Genomic DNA, 18,230 nt, shown 5'->3' with positions numbered 1-18,230 from the left:
CAGATGACGCGACCCGTGGGCGGTCAGCCCCAGTGTGGCGGGCGCTCGGCGAGCAGCCAGTCGTCGTTGTTGCCGCTGGGTCGCTCACCCCAGCCATGGTCCGTGTCGTCGCTGGTCTGCTCGGGCAGCACCGCGAAGTCGTCGCTGAGGTCGACCACGCGGTCGTCGTCGCCGCGCGCGCCACGCATCCCGGGATCGTCCACGAGAGGCAAGGATACCGGCGAACGGCACCAGCTCGACCAGCCCACGCGCCGGCTCGGCGTGGCTCGCCCGCCGCGTCCGGCGGGCCGTGCGGCCGGGGCGTTGGTAGCGTCGGACGGCGTGACGACGTCGAGCGATGGCAGCCCCGAGGACGAGTTCTGGCGACGCCCGACGCCGGACCAGGCGACCGGCCACGTCAACGGCGGCGGGCGGGCGGCCGAGGTAGTCGCCGCCGCGGCCGAGTCCGGCGGCCCGGCGTCGAGTTCCGGGCAGCCCGCCGCGGCCGACCCGTCCGAGTCCGGCAGTCCCCGGGCCGACGCATCGCCCGATTCCCGGTCCGGCATGAGCCAGGCCGACCGCTACTGGTCCGGCGCGTCGGAGAGTCCGTGGGCCCGGCCGGAGCCGACCAGCGCACCCGGAGCCGGCCCGGCACCGGCCGACAGCAGCGGCCAGCCGGACGCGGGCGGCTGGCCGGGCGCAGGCGGCCAGCCCGGCGCGGGTGCCTGGCCGGCGAGCAACGCGCCGGCCAGCGGCTACCCGGGGCCGCCGCCGACCACCCCTCCCCCGCCCGGCTGGCGACCTCCGGTGCACCTGCAGCCCGCGCCGCCCCGGCGGTTGCCTCCCCAGGACATGGCCGCCATGGACCAGGCGGAGCAGCAGGCCCAGCGACTCACCTACGGCATCGGGGCGGTCGCCGGGGTGGTGCTGGTGATCCTGACGTGCCTGCTCTGCTCGCGGGTGATCTTCTGAGCCGGCCGTCCGGTGTCAGACCTGACCGCTCCACACCAGCTGGGCGCCGCTGTCACCGGTCAGGTAGACGTACAGCAGCGCGAACACGGCGAGGACGACCACCACGCCGGTGAGGACGGGGGCCAGCCACCGGGGCAGGCTGCGGGCCCGAGGGTAGCCACCGGTCACCAGCAGGAGCAGGAGCGCCGCCACGGCCAGTCCGAGGACGAACCAGAGCAGGTTGTCGCCGTACTCGGAGTGCTGGTGGATCTTGTCGAGAAACTCGCCGCCGGCGCCCCTCTCCCGCTGGACCTCCTCGAACGCCTCGCCTGATTCGGTGGCCAACCAGGTCGCGATCGGGGTTACCACGGCGAGCACGGCGACCGCCCAGCCGAAGCGGGACCGCCATCGTGGCAGCAGCCCGTAGGCGGAGGCCAGCAGCGCCAGCAGCGGTACGAACACCACGACGGCGTGCACGATCAGGACGTGGCCCGGTAGACCGTTGATTTCCTTGAACACCGACACCTCCGGCAGTGGATGCGCCTTCCGCGGCAGTCAGGGTACGTCGATGGCAGGCCCACGACGCAGCTGACGAACCAGTACCACGCGCAACATGTCCGGCCGGTTCAGTCCGCCCCGGCCACGCCCCGCCCGGCCTGTGGTCGGGGCCACCCTTACCAGGCGTCACTTGTCGGTCAACGGCGCCCGTGCTGTCATTGCTGCATGTCAAGCGGTGAGGAACTGCTCCGGTCGAAGGGCCTGCGGGTCACCCGACCGCGGCTCGCCGTGCTGGACGTGCTCGCCGCCGGCGGCCACCTGGAGGTCGACGAGATCACCCGTCGCGTCCGTGAGCGCCTCGACTCGGTCTCCACCCAGGCGGTGTACGACGTGCTCGGCGCGCTCTCCCGAGCCGGGCTCTCCCGCCGCATCGAGCCGGCCGGCAGTCCCGCCCGGTACGAGGCGCGCGCCGGGGACAACCACCACCACGTGGTGTGCCGGGGCTGCGGCGAGATCGCCGACGTCGACTGCGCGACCGGCGACGCGCCCTGCCTGGACCCGAACACCGCGCACGGCTTCGAGGTGGACGAGGCGGAAGTGACCTTCTGGGGTCTCTGCCCCGCCTGCCAGACCCGCCGCTCCGCCGACGACTGACTGCTCGGCGGAGTCGGGGAACGCCAGACCCGTCGCCTCGGCGCGCCACGCCCACGCCCGACCAGCCCGCCCGCGGCTGCCACCAGGGCACGCGAGGGCGGCCGGAGGCGTGGCACTCTTGGGCGGTGGACTCGGATGACCTCGGCCTCTTCGGTCCCGGATCGGTCACGTGGAAGGTGCACGAGGAGCCGGTCCTGATCGTCGCCGGCCTCCGCTCGCTCTACCTCCAGGCGCTGCACCCCCGGGCGATGGCCGGGGTCGCCCAGAACAGCAACTACCGCACCGACGCGTGGGGCCGGCTGGTGCGGACCGCCACCTACGTGGCGACGACGGTCTACGGCACCACGGCCCAGGCGGAAGCCGCCGGCCGCCGGCTGCGTACGCTGCACGCCCGGATGCGGGCCACCGACCCGGTGACCGGGGAGGAGTTCCGGATCGACGACCCGGAGCTGCTGCGCTGGGTGCACGTCGCCGAGGTCGAGTCCTTCGTGAGCACCGCCCGCCGGGCCGGGCTCGCCCTGACCGACGCCGAGATCGACGGCTACTACACCGAGCAGCGCCGGACGGCGGCCCTGGTCGGGCTGGACCCGGCCGACGTGCCGGGCACCGCCGCCGAGGTGGCCGACTACTACCGGCGCATCCGTGCTGACCTGCGGATGACCAAGGAGGCGGCGGAGACCGCCCTGTTCCTGACCGCCCCGCCGATCCCGTGGAAGCTCAGCCTGCCGGTGAAGCTCGGCCTGCATCTCGGCCCGCCACGCTGGGCGTACCTGGGGATCGCCGGCACCGCGCTGGCGCTGCTGCCGGCGTGGGCCCGGCGGCTGTACGGCGGCCTGGGCCTACCCACCACCGCGCTCTCCGCGGACCTCAGCGTCCGGGCACTGCGGCTCGCGCTAACGGCGGTGCCGCGCCGCTACCGGGAGGGGCCGTTGCAGCAGGCCGCGAAGGAGCGCGCCGCCCGTCTCGGCATCGCCGCCTAGACCGCTGGTCCGGCTACGGCGAACCGCGCCATCCGGCCGCCCGGACAGCGCCAGATACCGCGTCCCGCAGCCTGGCCGGGGCACCCGTCCAAGAACCGCGCGTGCACGGATCTTGGCAGCTCAGCGTGCGTGCCACCGGCGACGCGCCGGGGTGGGCCAGGAAACGGGGGCGAGGAGGAGTCAGCCCAGGTCGGAGGCGGGTTCGGCGGGCCGATCCATGGCCGCCCACGGGTCCTTGCCGGGGGTCTGCGCACCCGCCGGGCAGCTGCGCCGGTAGTCGCACCAGCCGCAGCGCGGCCCCGGGGTGGCGGGGAACTCCTCGTCCGGGTCGGCGCCGTCGGCGACCGCCCGCTCGGCGGCCACGATGTCCCGGGCGGTCTCCTCGGCCCGGGTCAGCTGCCGCTGCAGCGACTCGGGCGTGTGCTCGTGCGCGGCGACCGTGCCGGTGGGCAGGTGGTGCAGCTCGACCCGGCGACACGGCCGGCGGAACACCCGCTCGGCCGCGTACGCGTAGAGGGCCAGGGCCTGCGAGCCGCGGGCGTCGTCGGCGTCCAGCCCGGCGCGGCCGGTCTTGTAGTCGACGATGACCAGCTCGGGCCGCCCGTCGGGGCCCGGGCGGGAGTCGATCCGGTCGGCGCGGCCGTTCAGGGCGAGCACCGCGGTCTTCACGGCGACGACCCGTTCCACCCCGACCGGCTCGTCGGCCGGGTCGAGGCCAGCGACGTACGACTCCAGCCAGGCCAGCGCCCGGCGGAAGGCGTCCCGCTCCTGCTCCTCGTCGCGGTAGCCCTCGCGCACCCAGGTGCCCTTGAGCAGGGTGGCCAGCGCCTCGGGGCGGCGACGGTCCGGCGCGAGCGCGTACCAGTTCTTCAGGGCGGTGTGGACGCTGGCGCCCAGCGAGTTGTGCGCCCACGGCGGACCCTTGGGCGGCGCGGGCCGGTCGACGTACGCGTAGCGGTAGCGCCGGGGGCAGTCCACATACGCCCCGAGTTTGCTGGGGGTGCAGACGAAGAGGCGTTCCGGCATGCCCTCGAAGCCGAGCTGCTCGGCCTGCTCGGCGCGAGGTCGGGGCGGGCGGCCACCGGTCGGTCGTCCGGTCGAGGAGGGTCGTCGCACGCCTGCGATCCTGCCACCCCGGTACGACAGACCGCCGCCGGCGGGCCGACGACGCGGCCGGCAGCGAGGCGCCGGCGGGTCAGCGCATGGTGATGAAGTGGGTCACGAATGCGGCGATCGCGTCGGCGATGAGCTGCACCGCGATGGCGGCCAGCAGCAGCCCGGCGATCCGGGTGAGCACCTCGATGCCGCCGGGCCGCAGGATCTTGACGATCACGCCGGAGAAGCGCAGCGCCAGCCAGACCGTGACCATCACCGCGACGATCGCGAGGGCGATCGCGAGGTAGTCGGTGGGCCCGCCGGCCCGCTGCACGAAGAGCATGGTGGCGACGATGGCACCCGGCCCGGCCAGCAGCGGGGTGCCCAGCGGCACCAGGGCGATGTTGGACGTGGTCGGCTGGCTCGGGTCGTCGGCCTTGCCGGTCAACAGCTCCAACGCGACCAGCACCAGCAGCAGCCCGCCGGCGGCCTGCAACGCCGGCAGGGAGACGTGCAGGTAGGCCAGGAGCGTCTGCCCGGCCACGGCGAACACCACGATCACCCCGAGCGCCAGCGCCACGGCCTGCCAGGCGGCCCGGTTCCGGTCCCGGGCGGGGAGCGGGCCGGTAAGCGCCAGGAAGATCGGCAACATGCCGGGCGGGTCGACGATCACCAGCAGGGTCACGAAGACCTCGCCGAAGAGCTTGAGATCCACCCGGACACGGTAGCCGCGCCGCCCGGAGGCTTCAGCCTGAAGCGACTGGGGTCACCCCGCTAGCCGCGGCCACGATCCGCTCGTATGCCCCGGGGTCGGTGGTGTGCGCGCCGAGCCGGACCGTCTTGTGCGTCCCGTGGAAGTCCGACGACCCGGTGACCAGCAGGCCCAGCTCGGCGGCGAGCCCGCGGACGTGCGCGCGCTCGGCCGGCGTGTGGTCCTCGTGGTCGGCCTCCAGGCCGGCCAGGCCGGCCGCCGCCAGGTCGGCGATCAGCTCGTCCGGCACGATCCGGCCGCGCCGGCTGGCCCGGGGGTGGGCGAAGACCGGGACTCCGCCGGCCGCCCGGACCAGCGCCACCGCCCGGAACACGTCGATGTCCTCCTTGGGCAGCCGGTACCGCTCCCCCAGCCAGTCCGGCCCGAACGCCTCGCTGGTGGTGGCGACCAGCCCGGCCCGGATCAGTGCCTGCGCGATGTGCGGGCGGCCGACCGACCCGCCGGCCGCGCCGGCCAGGATCTCCCGCCAGCTCACCTTGATCCCGTCGGCCTGCAGCAGCCGGACGATCCGCTCGCCGCGCTCCTCCCGGGCGCGCCGGACCCGGGCCAGCTCCGCGACCAGCTCCGGCTCCGCCGGGTCGAAGAGGTACGCGAGCAGGTGCAGCGGCAGCGCCGGCTCGACGCCGTGCCACCGGCAGGAGAGCTCCGCGCCCCGGACCAGGGTGAGCCCGGACGGCAGCGCGCGGACCGCGGCGTCCCAGCCGGCCGTGGTGTCGTGATCGGTGATCGCCACGACGTCGAGACCGGCCTCGGCGGCGGCCCGGACCAGCTCGGCCGGGCTGAGGGTGCCGTCACTGGCGGTGGAGTGGGCGTGCAGGTCGATCCGGGCGGCCGAGGTCACCCCGCCGACGCTACCGCCCGGCCACGCCCCACGCCGCCGCGGGCGGCACGCCGGTCAGGAGCGGATGTCGGCCACCACCACCGGGCGCTCGCCCGGGTCGACCCCGTCGACCGGCGACCCGGTGGGACGTTCGCCGGCCAGCACCCGGTCCGGGCGGACCCGGACCAGTTGGCCGGCGGCGTCGACGTGCAGGGCGACCCCGCCGCGGCTCCACGCCACCACACCGGTCACCGCCGGTCCGGCCGCTCGGGCCGCGACGGTCGCGCCCAGGGTGCCGAGGTCGACCAGGAGGGCGTTCTTCCGCGTGCCGTTCACCAGCAGCCACCGCCCGTCGCCGGAGACCCCGCCGAGGCCGTCGGTGGCGAGTTGCGGCCCGCAGCCGGTGCGGACGGTGGCGAGGGCGCGGGCCGGGTCGAGCAGGGCCAGGCAGGGGCGCCGGGGCGTGCCGGCGGAGACCTGGCCGACCACCCGGCCGTCGGGCAGCTCGCCGTAGACGTTGAGCACGTCCCGGTTCGCGGCGCCCGGCAAGCCGCCCGCCGACCGACGCCAGACGCTGAACCCGCCCCGGCCGGGCTGCCGGATCAGGACCGCGTCGCCGGCGAAGCCGACCGGCACCGCCCCCTGCGGGGCCGCGGCCCGGGTGGTCGCGACGAGCTGGCCGCCGACCAGGCCGGCGGCGTGGAGTTCCGGCCCGTCGCGCCACGCCACCTGCCGCCCGTCCACCGCGACCGCGACGGCGTCCGCGCCGGCCAGCAGCACCTGGGGCGGGCTGCCGTTGGGCGGCACCCACCAGAGGGTACGGCCGGCCGTGGTGGCCGCCGAGGTGATCAGCCAGCCGCCGTAGTCGGGGACGCGCTGCGCTCGTTCGATCGGGCCCGCACCGGCCAGCTCCCGGCGCTCGCCCCCACTGGTGTGCAGCCAGGAGCCGATGACCAGGTCCAGTTCGGCGCGGACCGGGTCCGGCATCGGCGACGGGGCGGTGGACGCGGTGGGCAGCGGGGAGGGCGTGAAGCCGCGCGGATCGCCGAGCACCACGGTGGGGGTGCGCCCCTGGCCGGCCGGCCCGCCGAGCTGGGCCACGCCGGTGGTGACCAGCGCCGTGGCCATCCCGGCCAGGGCGAGGCCGGTCAGCGCCCGGCGCCGGCCGGTCCGCCGGGCCCGCCGGAGGGCCACCCCGGCCGGGTCGGCGGCGAGCGGGCGTGGCGTCTCGGCACGACGGGTGAACGTCTCCCGCAGCGCCCGCTCCAGCTCGTCCTCGGTCACAGGGAATGAACGCTCCGGGTCGCCCGTCTGGTTGTCGCAGGTATTCGGCGTGCGGCTCATGGCGGCCCCCTCGCTGTGCTCGGGACCGCCATGAGGCACCAACGCATTGAGCCTGATGATCCGCTCGCTCCGCTCGCTCATCGGGTCTCCACCGGGACGGTGGTGGCGCGGCGGACGGCGGCTGGGCCGCCGGAGAGGGCGGTCGGCCGGACCACCGGCGGTCGGCTGGCCGCCGGCGGTTCGGCGGGTGGTGCCGGCGGGGCGGCGGCAGGCCGCGCGGGCCGGGCCGGCGCGGCCGCCGCCGGCTCGGTGGGCAGGCCGAGGGCGGCCTCGGAGCCCAGCCGGCGGCGCAGGGTGTTCAACGCGCGGGAGGTCTGGCTCTTCACGGTGCCGGGCGAGATCTCCAGCAGCGCGGCGGTCTGCGCCTCGGACATGTCCTCGTAGAACCGGAGCACCAGCACGGCCCGTTGCCGGGCCGGCAGCGCCTGCAGGTGTCGCCAGAGCGCGTCCCGGTCGAGCTGCTGCTCGATCTCGTCGACCCCGGCCCGTTCGGGCAGCACCTCGGTCGGGCGCTCACCGTGCCACCGCCGCCGCCACCAGCTCGTCGAGGTGTTGACCATGACCCGGCGGGCGTACGGCTCGATGGCCTCGATCCCGCCGAGCCGCTTCCAGGCCAGGTACGTCTTGGTCAGCGCGGTCTGAAGCAGGTCCTCGGCCGTCGCCCAGTCCCCGGTCAGCAGGTACGCGGTGCGCAGCAGGGCCCCGGAGCGGGCCGCGACGAACTCGCGGAACTCCTCCTCCAGCGGGTCCCTGCTCGCCACCGCTCACCTCCGCGCCCCGTCCTGCCTCGCAGGTTGCCACGTGCCGGGGTGCCGGGTCGACGGCAAATGGTGTGCAGTTTCTCCGATGTTCGGACGAAAACCTTCAGGCGCCGTCGTCGGCCTTGGCCTCGTCCGCCTCCTTGCCCAACCGGGCCTCGACGGCCTGCGGCTCGTACATCTCCTCGACGACGCGCAGGTAGAGCTCGTTCGGGTTGGGCAGGCTCTTGATCTCACGGAGCGCCTGCTCCTGACCGGCCGACTCCAGCACGAAGGTGCCGTAGTTGAGCGCCCGGCCGGCCGGCGACTGCTCGTATTTCATGTCGGTCACCCGGACGAGCGGCATCATGGCCACCCGTCGGGTGACGATGCCGTCCACCACCATCACCCGTTTGTTGGTGAGGATGAAGCGGTTGTACCACCATTCGGCGACCTGCCAGGCGACCCAGCCCATCACCAGGAACCACAGCAGCACGGCGACGGTGGTCAGCGCGCCGGTCTGCCGTCCGGCGAGGAAGCCGGAGAGGTAGCCGAGAATGAACGTCGCCAGGATGCCGATGATCAGCGGTTTGGCGATGTAGACCCAGTGCCGCTTCCACTCGCCGCGGAACCGCTCGGTGGGGAACAGGTAGCGCGCGGCCAATGGGCTCGGCTCGTCCTCGAGCGGCAGCACCCGACGGGGCGTCCCGCCGCTGGCGTCGGCCCGCAGGCCGGCCAGCTCCTCCTCGCTGATCGGCGGCGGCTGGTAGCCGCCCTCGGGGTCGCGGATCCAGGCGCGGCCGGAGCGGCCCTCGCCGGCGTAGCCGGGGCCGTCACCGAAGGCGGCGTCGTCCGAAAGGGAGGGGCCGTCGCCGTAGCCGGCTCCGGCGGCGAAGCCGGGACCCTCGTCGGGCTCGATCCGGGGGATGGGCTCGGTGTCGCGCTCCCGGCGCTCGCGATCGGGGTCGTCGGGGTCGAACGGTGGACCGGAGGGGCTTCCCATCGGCGGCTAGGCGACCAGGCTGGTGAAGAAGTCGCCGAAGCCCTGCGCGATGTCCATGATGCCGCCGCCGAGGGACTTGAACACGTCGGCGGCGGAGTTCGGCCGGTACGCAACGAAGAAGATCAAGAATGCGATGCCGGCCCAGGTGAGGACCTTCTTGACCATAGCGGGCCATCCTCTCGCGCGGCGCCGGGTTTACCGCAGTGGCACCCAGAGTATCAGTATGGTGTCGTACAGTGAATATCTGCGTACGTTCCCCGACCCGTCCGTGCGGGCCGGTCAGGCCCGCCCGTGCAGGTACGGGGATGGTGCGCCGTACACGAGTTCGGGCGGAGTCCACTCGGTGAGGTCGTGCAGCACGACTTCTTCCGCGAGGAGGTGACCCGCACTCGCCGGCCAGGCTATCGCATGCAGCCACATTCCCCGAGCCTCGCCAGCGTACGCACTTCGATCCGTTGGTGAATTCACGAGCCACAGTGGAGTGGGGTGGCCGCCCACCCGGATCTTGGCGTGCGGCACCCGTTCGGGGTGACCCGGGCCGGGGTCCGCGAGCGCCTCCGCGACCTGCGGTCCCGGGTCGGGACCGGGCAGCCCGGCGAAGCGCGACCCGAGCCCGACGCCCGGCTCCTCGGCCACGAAGAGCAGGTCGGCCGGTCCACCGTCGAGGGGGGCCGGTCCGGCGCAGGCAACCGCGGTGGCGCGTACCCCGCTCCGGTCGTCGCCCGCCCAGGCCACCCCGGTCAGCGTCCACCCGGCGGGCAGCGGCCACGGGCACCACAGCGGCACGCCCCGCCGGTCGGGCGGCTCGGCGTCGGCGGCCACCCGCTCCACCACGCTGGTCAGGATCCCGGCACCGATGCGCTCGGGAACGTGCAGCGGCGGCACGGGACCGCAGCGCAGGCATCGGGACTCACCGTGCATCAGGTCCGGCTCCCGGACCGGGCCCGCGCACCTCGGACAACTCACCGCGACGCTCACGTTTCCACCGTCGCCCCGGCGCGGCGGGGCGTCAAGCGGAGCGGCGGGATCCGGGAAACCGGTCAGTCCGGCGGCGGCCCGGCGTACGACCGGATCCAAGCGTGCATGGCGATGCCGCTGGCCACCCCGGCATTGATCGACCGGGTCGAGCCGTACTGGGCGATGGAGAAGAGCTGCTCACAGGCGGCGCGGGCGGCGTCGGACAGCCCCGGTCCCTCCTGGCCGAAGAGGAGGACGCAGCGGCGCGGCAGGGTGCTGGTCTCCAGCGGCTTCGAGCCGGGCAGGTTGTCGATGCCGACCACCGGCAGGCGCTGCGCCGCCGCCCAGGCCACGAACTCCTCGATCGTCGGGTGGTGCCGGACGTGCTGGTAGCGGTCGGTCACCATGGCCCCGCGCCGGTTCCACCGCCGCCGCCCGACGATGTGCACCTCGGCGGCGAGGAAGGCGTTGGCGTTGCGGACCACCGTGCCGATGTTGAAGTCGTGCTGCCAGTTCTCGATGGCCACGTGGAAGTCGTGCCGGCGCCGGTCCAGGTCGGCCACCACGGCCTCCCGGCGCCAGTAGCGGTAGCGGTCGACCACGTTGCGCCGGTCGCCCGCGGCGAGCAGCTCCGGGTCGTACCGCGGGTCGTCCGGCGGGTCGCCGGGCCACGGCCCCACACCCACGTCGAGCTGGTCGTCGGTCACGGTTTCCAGAGCGTACGGCCTGGTCCGCGCCGCCCGCGGCGAGGGTTCGGCGGGCCGGTGTCCGGTGTCCGTCACCGCACGGCCTCCGAAGCGGTCTCCGGTCGCCTACGCTTCTCGGCCATCGACGGGGGTGCGGGATGAGGACACGGGTACGGCGGACCGCGACGGCGCTGCTGCTCGCCGGCTTGGCGACGGCGGGCTGCGGCCCGACCAGCGGGACGGCCGCGCCGGGCGGCGCGACGCCGACAGCCCCCTCGTCAGGCTCGGGCACCGCCGGGCCGACTCCGGGACCGTGGCCGAATCCCAGTGCCCAGCCGGCGGACCGGGTGCTGCGCACCGGCATCCGGATCGGCGACGACGAGTTGGTGCTCAGCCCCGCCGCCAGCGGCCGCTTCATCGACATCGCCTGGTTCGACACGCGCACCGGCCACTATCTGCCCCGCATGCCCGAGGACGAGGACTTCCGTTCGGCCTACGGCGACACCCAGGCCCTGCCCTTCTTCGAGGTACGCGAGCGCCCCGCCCCGGACGGCCGGCTGATCACGTACGGATTCGCCTCGGCCCGGGTGGCCCGGGCGACCATCGCCCAGCCGGGCTACCCGACCGCCACCCTCACCCTGGCGCCCTGGGGCGGCGGCTCCGGCGACACGCTGTTCTGGACCGCACGGGCGGGCTGGCCCCTGACCGCGGACCTGCCCGGCGGGCGGCGCGGGGTCTGCACCCTCTATGACCAGTCCGGAAAGGTGATCGCCCGGCTGGTGCTCGCCGAGGCGCAGGGCGTGCAGAAGGGCGGCTGACCACGGCGACCGGCCGGCCGGGCCGCAAAGCTGGCGGTCAGCGCAGGTCGAGCGCGCCGGCGAGCCGGTCGAGGAAGCGCCGGTCGGCCGGGCTCGCCCCGGCCTCCCCGGCCCGGCAGACCCGGGCCGCGACCGACTCCACCCACTGCCGGTAGGCGGCGGCGTCGGCGGGGTCGGCCCGCCGCCGGAGCACCCGGACCGCGGCCCGGCAGGCGGCGAGCAGGTCGACCAGGTCGGTGAGGCGTTCGTCCCGGTCGGTGGCGCCGTCGTGGCGGGCGTAGATCGCCGAGACCACGGCCCGGACCAGGTCGCTGTCGAAGGCCCGGCCGGCGGCCACGGCATCCAGGCCGGCCAGCCCGGCGGCGACCCCGCGCGGCGGGCGTCCGGGCCCGGGCGAGGCGGCGGCGACAAGGACCCGACCCGGCAGGTCGGTCAACAGATCCCACTCCGCCGTGGAGTAGACGGCGGTGGTCAGGGGCGCGACGCGGCGTCCGGCAGAGGGCGGCTCCCCAGCGACGGAGGGTTTCATGCCGCCGCCCCGCTTCGCTCGGGGGTGGCATGAGGCATCGACGCGCTGAGCCTGATGATTCGCTCGCTCCGCTCGCTCATCGCGGGACCTCCGGCGTCAGCATATGCCGAGGAACGGAAAAAGGACCCCTTCCCCACGGATCGGAAAGGGGTCCTTCGCGCCCTACGTTGGCAGGTCAGCGCGGCTCGGGGAAGCTGGGCCGCTCCGGGTCGACGCCCTCGGGTGCGGCTGCGGCCGCGTACTCCTTCTTGGGGACCATGACCTTGCGGCGGAACACGCAGACCAGCGTGCCGTCCTGGTTGTAGCCCCGGGTCTCCACCGCGACCACGCCGCGGTCCGGCTTCGAGGAGGACTCCCGCTTGTCCAGCACCGTGGTCTCGCCGTAGATGGTGTCGCCGTGGAAGGTCGGGGCGACATGCCGCAGCGACTCGATCTCCAGGTTGGCGATCGCCTTGCCGCTGACGTCCGGCACCGACATGCCCAGCAGCAGCGAGTAGATGTAGTTGCCGACCACCACGTTCCGCTTGAACTGGGTCGCCGATTCCGCGTAGTGCGCGTCCAGGTGCAGGGGATGGTGGTTCATGGTGAGTAGGCAGAAGAGGTGGTCGTCGTACTCGGTGACCGTCTTGCCCGGCCAGTGCCGGTAGACCGCGCCGACCTCGAACTCCTCGTAGTAGCGGCCGAACTGCATCCTTGTCCCCTTCGACGGACGGCGATGGAGTTCGGCACAGCATGCCTTACCGCTTGTTAAGGCGGCGACAGGGGCGCTGGCGATGCGGAAATGTCACACCGGGGTCGATCCGGGTGGAGACGCAATGAGCGGCGGGGCCCTCCCCGGCACCCGCCGCCCACGCTCTGATGCCCAAGATTCTGCCGCACGGCAACGCCATACCAACAGAGACGGACATCACATTTATCCTTTTGTAACAATACGGTGCGTGACGGATGCCCGCGTAGGAAGCGATCTCTGCACGTCGGATACCTCCTTGTCAAGCGTCAGATTGCTGATTCACCGGACTCGATCGCGTCGATCTCTCTGGAAGCGCTCCCATCACGGGCGGTCACGCAAATGCGACGTGCACTTGCGATCCGCATGCCTGATGAGACAGATTTCGCTCGATACCTCCCAGCGTCACCGCAGCGCTGCGCTGCGTTTCGTCGCGTACGTCACGGGAATGGAAGGACGTCCGCCCTGGTTCCATCGGACGTAGGCAATCCGCGCTGATCGGAGAGAGCAATGGCAACGGTTGAGCTGACCACGGCCAACTTCGACGAGGTGACCGAGAAGGACGGCATCGTCCTGGTCGACTTCTGGGCCGACTGGTGCGGCCCGTGCAAGCGCTTCGCCCCGGTCTACGAGCGCTCGTCCGACAAACACCCGGGCATCGTCTTCGGCAAGGTCGACACCGAGGCGCAGCCGGAGCTGGGTGCCAAGTTCGACATCCGCTCGATCCCGACGATCATGGCGATCAGGGACGGCGTGATCGTCTTCGCCCAGCCGGGCGCCCTGCCGGAGTCCGCGCTGGAGAACCTGATCGAGCAGGTCGAGAAGCTGGACATGGACGAGGTCCGCAAGCAGCTGGCCGAGCACAAGCACTGACCCACTGACGACTCCGGTGACGGCCGGGTCCCCGCTCCCGGGGGCCCGGCCGTCGTCGTCTCCCGGGCACCGGGCCGCGCCCACCTCCGCCGCCCGGCCGGGCTCGCCCGCGGGCCGCGTCGGCTGCCGGCCGGCCGGCGGGACCAAGCGACACGGCCAGCGAGGACTGGACGACGGAAGGAGGCCGTGGGCAGGTCCCGATCCCGTATCGTGACCAGCCGATGGAGACCTTGACCACCCGCGGGCGCCGCGTCCGGCTGGGCGCCACCGTGCTCGGGTTGGCGCTGCTCCTCGCCGGCACCGTCCGGGGCACCGACGACGACTTTCCGTTCGGTCCGTTCCGGATGTACTCCACCTCCGACCCGCCGGACGCGCCCGCGCCGGACACCCGGGTCGAGGGTGTCGACCGCACCGGTGCGCTCGTCCCGCTCGGCCAGGACGCCACCGGCATCCGCCGCGCCGAGATCGAGGGCCAGCAGGACCGCTACACCGCCGACCCGAGCCTGCTGCGCCGGGTCGCCGACGCGTACGCCGAACGGCACCCCGCCGCCCCCGCGCTGGTCGAGGTCCGCATCGTGGTCCGCTGGTACGACATCCAGGGCGGCCGCCCGACCGGGCGCTGGACCGACCGGACCGCCGTGCGCTGGCAGGCCACCCCGTGACCCGCTGGCTGACCGAGGCGATCCCGCGCGGCCGGGTGGCCGCCTTCCGTACCCTCGTCTACCTCTTCGTCGCCGCCGACCTGGTCGTCTTCACCCCCTGGGTACGCACCCGGGTCGACGTGCCCGGCGACCTCTACCAGCCGCTGCTGGTCGGCCGGCTGCTCCCGCTGCCCACCCCCACCCCGGCCCTGGTCGGCGTGATCTTCTGGGTGCTGCTGGCGCTCTCCCTGCTCGCCGCGACCGGGCGGGCACCCCGACTGCTCGGCTGGGCGGTCTTCGCCCTCTACTTCGAGTGGATGATCGTGGCGATGAGCTACGGCAAGGTCGACCACGACCGGTTCGGGCTCCTCGTCGCGCTGGCCGCCCTGCCCACCGCCGGCCGTGCCCGGCACGGCGACCCGACGCGTACCGAGGCGGGCGGCTGGGCACTGCGGGTCACCCAGATCGCGGTGATCTGCACCTACTTTCTGGCCGCCTGGGCCAAGTTCCGCTTCGGCGGCCTCGACTGGGCCACCGGCTCGGTGCTGGCCCGGGCGATCATCCGGCGCGGCACCGACCTGGCCGACCTGGTCGCCCAGGTGCCGCACCTGCTGATCGTCGCCCAGTTCGGCATCCTCGCCTTCGAGCTGTTCAGCCCGCTGGTCTTCGTGCTCCCGGAGCGGTGGCGACTGGCCGCGGTCGGCTTCTTCTACTCCTTCCACCTGGTGACCATCGCGACGATCACCATCTCGTTCGCGCCGCACCTGGTGGCGATGACCAGCTTCCTGCCGCTGGAGCGGGTCCGCCCGATCAGCCTGCTCCGCCGCCGGCGGTCACCGGCCGCCCTCGGCCAGCTCGGCGATCATCCCCTCGCAGCTGCGGGCGACGACCTGGGCGCCGCGCCGCTGGGCCAGCCGTAGCAGCGGGTCCTCCGCGCGGTTCCGCCACCGCCACTGCGCCTCGGCGGCGACCTCCCAGAGCCGCTGCACGGTCGCGTCGTGTTCGACGCCGAGCCGGGCCGCCAGGCCGACCCCGTCGCCACCGACCAGCCGCTGCGCCTCGGCCGCCAACTCCGCGTCGAACCCGAGCCGGCTGGTACGCAGCGCGGCGAGCAGGCGCAGCTCGCGGAACTCGTGCGCCCCGGCGAGGATCTGCTCGACCCGGCCGAGCAGCTCGTCCGTACCCCGGCCGGGCTCGGCCCGCAGCAGCGCCTCCACGGCGGCCAGCGCCGACCGCGCCTTCAGCGTGTCCCGGCGGTCGATCAGGCAACGGGCCATCGACTCGCGCAGCTCGGTCAGGCCGCTGCGCCGGATCAGCTCGGCGGAGAGCTTCGCCCGGCTGTCACAGCCGGTACGGATCAGCGTGGTGGCCAGCCGCAGCCCGAAGAGCCCGAGCCGGTCCAGCAGCGCGGCGCGTACCCCGGCGTCCAGCCGGACCGGCAACTCGCCGCGGACGAAGCGGTCGGCGGAGAGCAGGTGCGGCTCCAGCTCCGGGCGGGGCACCCGGGCCAGCTCCGCGAGCACGGCGTAGTCCGACTCGCTGAGGATCCTGCCGGCCAGGCCGAGCTGGCCGGTGCACGGGACGACGAGCACGCTGAGCGCGTTCACCCGAGGGTCGCGCTGCAGTCGCCGGGCGAGCTGGCGGGCGGTGAGCAGACCGTCGATCCGTCCGCCGCCGGTCTCGTCCACCCGGGACAGCACCATGACCACGTTCACCGCGGCGGCCTGCCCGACGGCGCTCTCCCGGCTGGTCTCCAGCACCCGCAGGTCGCTGTCGCGGCCGTCGCGGGTCAGGTAGAGCACCGCGTCCGCGTCCCGCAGCACCCGTTCCATCACCGGCGCCCGGCCCTGCTCGTCGAGGTTGGTGGCCGGCGTGTCGATCAGCGTCACCTGGCGCAGCGTGCGGGTCGGCCACTGCACCACGATGTCCCGCAGCTCGCCCGCCCGCCAGCCGACCAGGTCCACCCGCATCCCGGTCGCCGACTTGGCGATCGCCAGCTCCTGCGGCGGATGACTGGTCGAGTACGCCGTGGCACTCGGCTGCGGCCCGTCCTCGTACCAGGTGAAGACGCTGCTGCCGTCCACCCCGTCGACCGGCGCGACCTCCTCGCCCATGATCGCGTTCAGCAGGGTCGACTTGCCGGACCGCCACGGGCCGGCGACCGCGATCCGCAGCGGTTGCTCCAGCCGGGCCAACTGGTGCCGGAGACGGTCGGTGGCCCGCGGATTGTCCCGGTAGAGCTGGAGGGCCTGGTGCAGCAACCCCCACACCGCCTCGTCCAGCCGCAGCCCGACGGTCATGCCCGGGGCCCCAGCGACGCCGGGGCGGCCCGCCCGCCGGTCAGCTGCTGAGCCTGCTCGAAGAGCGCCGCCAGCCGGGTCATCTTCAGCCGGATCTCGCGCTGCCGCTGGTCGCGGACGGCCGCGTCGGTGTCGGCGGCCTGCTTGGCGCTGCGGAACGACCGGATGATGGCCTCCTGCAGCTCCTCGGTGAGCGCGGTGAAGTGGTCGCGGAGCATCCGCTGCACTTGCCGGGCAGTGTCCCGGCGCTCCTTGGTCATCCGGACGAAGAAGTCGTCGACGTGCCGCTGGATCGCCGTCTTGACGGCCGCCTGCCGGCGGCGCAGCAGCTGCCTGCTCTCGTCGTGGATGCTCTTGCCGCCGAACAGGGCGCCCACGCCGATCGAAAGCGGATTGATCATCGGCATCCCGGCCAGCGTCGTCGCCAGACCGACCATCAGCAGGCCGCCGTACGAGCCACGCATGCCGGTGATCAGCTTCTGGCTCGGGGTGAAGCGGTCGATCTGCGGCCGTTCGATCTCCGGCAGCCGGTCGTCGAGATCCGGCGGTGTCGTCAGCGACCACGGCGGCAGCACGTCATCGCCGTACCGGGCGAAGGTGTCGGCCACCCGGCGGGCGGCCCAGTCGCAGCGCTGGGCCAGCCACTCGTGGTTCGCCGCCGCCGCCTCCAGGAGGCTGCGCTCCAGCCACTCCTGGAAGGCGTCCCAGCTGACCAGCGGGTCCGCCTCGTCGAACGCCTCCTCGACCTGGCGCAGGATCTGCCGGGTCCGGTCGCGCAGGTCGTACTCGATGTCGGAGAGCAGGTCGCCCATCTCGTCGGCCAGCGTGTTCTGCCACCGGGTGGAGCAGCGACGCAGCTCGTCGACCTCGCGCTGGGCCGCGTGCAACCGGGAGATCGGCCCGGACTGCTCCTCGGCCTCCTGGCTCGCCAACTCGGCGCGCAGCGGCGCGGCGAGCTGCTCCACCACGGTCCGCGCGATCACGCCGACCGCGGCCCGGGCCAGGCGGTCGGACTTGCCGGCGAGGTCCTGCTGCAACCGGGCGATCAGCACGGGGAAGCCGGATTCGGCGTTGAGCTCACGGTCGTCGGCGACGGCCGCGCGCAGCCGCAGGACCGCCGAGACCGGGATGACCGGGGCGGGCACGCCCGCGTCGGCCAGGTGCTGCCGGTTGCGTTCGGCGACCGCGCGCCAGTCCGGTACGAGATCCGTCTTGGTCTGCACCACCACCACGTTCGGGTGCGACCGCGCCACGTGCAGCAGCATGGTCAGCTCGCCGGCCGAGAGCTCCCGGGTGGAGTCGGAGACCAGCAGCACGGTGTCCGCCCAGGCCGGCGCGGCGGTCGGGCCGGCCGCGCCGAGCGCGGCGACCTCGTCGGTGCCCGGGGTGTCCACCAGCACCAGTCCGGCGCCGAGCAGGCCGCGGGGCAGTCCGATCTCGACATGGGCGGGGCCACCGCCGGCCCGGCGGCCGAGCGCGCCGGCCACCCCTGCGGCGACCCGGTCCAGCGGTACCGGGATGCGCTCGGTGGTCACCGGGACCGCGCTGCCGGCGGACCGGGCCGGCGTCGCCGGCGGAGTCTGCACCACGGCGGCCGACGGCACCTCGGCGTGCTGCACCACGGTCGGCAGCATCGTCGTGTGGCCGTCGCCGACCGGGCAGGCCGGGGCGTTGATGATGGCGTTGATCAGTTGGCTCTTGCCCTGGTGCGACTCGCCGATGACCAGCACCCGCAACCTGGGGTCCAGCAGTTGGACCCGCTTCCGGCGCACCGTTTGAAGCAGGTCACCTCGCCCGTGTGCGCTGCACGTACGGGCGATCTCGTCGAGCACGTCCAGCCAGATCGCCGCGATCACTGCACCAAGT

The 18,230-nt window shown here is 73.9% G+C and carries 22 protein-coding genes; 7 read left to right on the top strand and 15 right to left on the bottom strand.

Translation table 11 applies throughout. The features are described 5' to 3' along the window. Positions 1–23: 23 nt before the first annotated feature. Positions 24–203 (bottom strand): hypothetical protein, encoded by a 180-nt coding sequence (locus ACY34I_RS21545; RefSeq protein ID WP_462756859.1) that lies wholly within the window; start codon positions 201–203, stop codon positions 24–26. 118 nt (positions 204–321) lie between these two features. Here ACY34I_RS21545 and ACY34I_RS21540 point away from each other — a divergent pair, with 118 nt between their 5' ends. Continuing rightward, a complete protein-coding gene (locus tag ACY34I_RS21540) occupies positions 322–951 on the top strand; it encodes a hypothetical protein (RefSeq protein WP_462756821.1) in 630 nt (209 codons plus the stop codon). A gap of 15 nt (positions 952–966) precedes the next feature. Here ACY34I_RS21540 and ACY34I_RS21535 read toward each other — a convergent pair whose 3' ends face one another. Next, complete coding sequence (locus ACY34I_RS21535; RefSeq protein WP_462756819.1) at positions 967–1,449, bottom strand: DUF2231 domain-containing protein; 483 nt, start codon at positions 1,447–1,449, stop codon at positions 967–969. Between the two features lie 204 nt (positions 1,450–1,653). On the opposite strand from ACY34I_RS21535, the gene ACY34I_RS21530 reads away from it, so the two are divergent. After that, on the top strand, positions 1,654–2,082 hold the full coding sequence (locus ACY34I_RS21530) for a Fur family transcriptional regulator (protein ID WP_148796754.1): 429 nt from the start codon (positions 1,654–1,656) through the stop codon (positions 2,080–2,082). A gap of 125 nt (positions 2,083–2,207) precedes the next feature. Further along, positions 2,208–3,062, top strand: coding sequence for an oxygenase MpaB family protein (locus ACY34I_RS21525; RefSeq protein ID WP_462756817.1), 855 nt, complete (start codon positions 2,208–2,210; stop codon positions 3,060–3,062). 180 nt (positions 3,063–3,242) lie between these two features. Here the strand turns inward: ACY34I_RS21525 and ACY34I_RS21520 are convergent, their stop codons facing one another. The 9 genes from ACY34I_RS21520 to ACY34I_RS21480 form a co-directional block, all read right to left on the bottom strand. Then, positions 3,243–4,088, bottom strand: a complete 846-nt coding sequence (locus ACY34I_RS21520) for a RecB family exonuclease (RefSeq protein ID WP_462756853.1) — start codon at positions 4,086–4,088, stop codon at positions 3,243–3,245. Between the two features lie 169 nt (positions 4,089–4,257). Beyond that, positions 4,258–4,872 carry a MarC family protein gene (locus ACY34I_RS21515; RefSeq protein ID WP_148796757.1) on the bottom strand — a complete coding sequence of 205 codons (615 nt, stop codon included), beginning with the start codon at positions 4,870–4,872 and terminating at the stop codon, positions 4,258–4,260. Between the two features lie 31 nt (positions 4,873–4,903). Next, positions 4,904–5,770, bottom strand: coding sequence for a PHP domain-containing protein (locus ACY34I_RS21510; RefSeq protein WP_462756815.1), 867 nt, complete (start codon positions 5,768–5,770; stop codon positions 4,904–4,906). A 54-nt stretch (positions 5,771–5,824) separates the two neighbouring features. Beyond that, complete coding sequence (locus tag ACY34I_RS21505) at positions 5,825–7,033, bottom strand: hypothetical protein (RefSeq protein WP_462756813.1); 1,209 nt, start codon at positions 7,031–7,033, stop codon at positions 5,825–5,827. 137 nt (positions 7,034–7,170) lie between these two features. Beyond that, positions 7,171–7,854, bottom strand: coding sequence for a SigE family RNA polymerase sigma factor (locus ACY34I_RS21500; RefSeq protein ID WP_462756811.1), 684 nt, complete (start codon positions 7,852–7,854; stop codon positions 7,171–7,173). Positions 7,855–7,957: 103 nt separating this feature from the next. Continuing rightward, positions 7,958–8,833, bottom strand: coding sequence for a PH domain-containing protein (locus ACY34I_RS21495; protein ID WP_462756809.1), 876 nt, complete (start codon positions 8,831–8,833; stop codon positions 7,958–7,960). 6 nt (positions 8,834–8,839) lie between these two features. Beyond that, the gene (locus tag ACY34I_RS21490; RefSeq protein WP_007455302.1) at positions 8,840–8,998 is read right to left on the bottom strand and encodes a hypothetical protein; all 159 of its coding nucleotides are present in this window, start codon (positions 8,996–8,998) and stop codon (positions 8,840–8,842) included. Between the two features lie 114 nt (positions 8,999–9,112). Further along, a complete protein-coding gene (locus tag ACY34I_RS21485; protein WP_462756807.1) occupies positions 9,113–9,811 on the bottom strand; it encodes a DUF6758 family protein in 699 nt (232 codons plus the stop codon). 62 nt (positions 9,812–9,873) lie between these two features. Further along, positions 9,874–10,497: a TrmH family RNA methyltransferase gene (locus ACY34I_RS21480; RefSeq protein WP_462756805.1), complete on the bottom strand. Its 624-nt coding sequence runs from the start codon at positions 10,495–10,497 to the stop codon at positions 9,874–9,876. A 137-nt stretch (positions 10,498–10,634) separates the two neighbouring features. Here ACY34I_RS21480 and ACY34I_RS21475 point away from each other — a divergent pair, with 137 nt between their 5' ends. Continuing rightward, complete coding sequence (locus ACY34I_RS21475) at positions 10,635–11,294, top strand: hypothetical protein (protein ID WP_462756803.1); 660 nt, start codon at positions 10,635–10,637, stop codon at positions 11,292–11,294. Positions 11,295–11,331: 37 nt separating this feature from the next. Here the strand turns inward: ACY34I_RS21475 and ACY34I_RS21470 are convergent, their stop codons facing one another. Both ACY34I_RS21470 and ACY34I_RS21465 read right to left on the bottom strand, forming a co-directional pair. After that, positions 11,332–11,823: a hypothetical protein gene (locus tag ACY34I_RS21470; protein ID WP_462756801.1), complete on the bottom strand. Its 492-nt coding sequence runs from the start codon at positions 11,821–11,823 to the stop codon at positions 11,332–11,334. Between the two features lie 175 nt (positions 11,824–11,998). Beyond that, positions 11,999–12,514 carry a MaoC family dehydratase gene (locus tag ACY34I_RS21465; RefSeq protein WP_462756799.1) on the bottom strand — a complete coding sequence of 172 codons (516 nt, stop codon included), beginning with the start codon at positions 12,512–12,514 and terminating at the stop codon, positions 11,999–12,001. A 546-nt stretch (positions 12,515–13,060) separates the two neighbouring features. On the opposite strand from ACY34I_RS21465, the gene trxA reads away from it, so the two are divergent. The 3 genes from trxA to ACY34I_RS21450 all read left to right on the top strand — a co-directional run bounded on the left by trxA (position 13,061) and on the right by ACY34I_RS21450 (position 14,984). After that, a complete protein-coding gene (gene trxA, locus ACY34I_RS21460) occupies positions 13,061–13,423 on the top strand; it encodes a thioredoxin (RefSeq protein WP_148796770.1) in 363 nt (120 codons plus the stop codon). A gap of 221 nt (positions 13,424–13,644) precedes the next feature. After that, the gene (locus ACY34I_RS21455) at positions 13,645–14,085 is read left to right on the top strand and encodes a hypothetical protein (RefSeq protein WP_148796772.1); all 441 of its coding nucleotides are present in this window, start codon (positions 13,645–13,647) and stop codon (positions 14,083–14,085) included. Continuing rightward, on the top strand, positions 14,082–14,984 hold the full coding sequence (locus tag ACY34I_RS21450) for an MFS transporter permease (protein ID WP_462756796.1): 903 nt from the start codon (positions 14,082–14,084) through the stop codon (positions 14,982–14,984). Before ACY34I_RS21455 ends, ACY34I_RS21450 begins: the two co-directional genes overlap by 4 nt. Here the strand turns inward: ACY34I_RS21450 and ACY34I_RS21445 are convergent. Next, on the bottom strand, positions 14,898–16,364 hold the full coding sequence (locus ACY34I_RS21445; protein WP_462756794.1) for a dynamin family protein: 1,467 nt from the start codon (positions 16,362–16,364) through the stop codon (positions 14,898–14,900). The genes ACY34I_RS21450 and ACY34I_RS21445 overlap by 87 nt on opposite strands. Next, entirely contained in the window at positions 16,361–18,220 is a 1,860-nt protein-coding gene (locus tag ACY34I_RS21440) for a dynamin family protein (RefSeq protein ID WP_462756792.1), read from the bottom strand. The genes ACY34I_RS21445 and ACY34I_RS21440 overlap by 4 nt, the downstream gene beginning before the upstream one ends. Positions 18,221–18,230 lie beyond the last annotated feature (10 nt).

Source organism: Micromonospora sp. RTBAU3-60 (assembly GCF_054963695.1).
The sequence above is the reverse complement of the archived record's forward strand: the minus strand, read 5'-3'. Positions and strand labels throughout refer to the sequence as shown.

Bases quoted from the DNA above. Each gene is read 5' to 3' on its own strand.
- ACY34I_RS21530 (WP_148796754.1), top strand. From the start codon at position 1,654: ATGTCAAGCGGTGAGGAACTGCTCCGGTCGAAGGGCCTGCGGGTCACC.
- ACY34I_RS21445 (WP_462756794.1), bottom strand. From the start codon at position 16,364: ATGACCGTCGGGCTGCGGCTGGACGAGGCGGTGTGGGGGTTGCTGCAC.
- ACY34I_RS21455 (WP_148796772.1), top strand. From the start codon at position 13,645: ATGGAGACCTTGACCACCCGCGGGCGCCGCGTCCGGCTGGGCGCCACC.
- trxA (WP_148796770.1), top strand. From the start codon at position 13,061: ATGGCAACGGTTGAGCTGACCACGGCCAACTTCGACGAGGTGACCGAG.
- ACY34I_RS21495 (WP_462756809.1), bottom strand. From the start codon at position 8,833: ATGGGAAGCCCCTCCGGTCCACCGTTCGACCCCGACGACCCCGATCGC.
- ACY34I_RS21465 (WP_462756799.1), bottom strand. From the start codon at position 12,514: ATGCAGTTCGGCCGCTACTACGAGGAGTTCGAGGTCGGCGCGGTCTAC.
- ACY34I_RS21490 (WP_007455302.1), bottom strand. From the start codon at position 8,998: ATGGTCAAGAAGGTCCTCACCTGGGCCGGCATCGCATTCTTGATCTTC.
- ACY34I_RS21520 (WP_462756853.1), bottom strand. From the start codon at position 4,088: ATGCCGGAACGCCTCTTCGTCTGCACCCCCAGCAAACTCGGGGCGTAT.
- ACY34I_RS21475 (WP_462756803.1), top strand. From the start codon at position 10,635: ATGAGGACACGGGTACGGCGGACCGCGACGGCGCTGCTGCTCGCCGGC.
- ACY34I_RS21470 (WP_462756801.1), bottom strand. From the start codon at position 11,823: ATGAAACCCTCCGTCGCTGGGGAGCCGCCCTCTGCCGGACGCCGCGTC.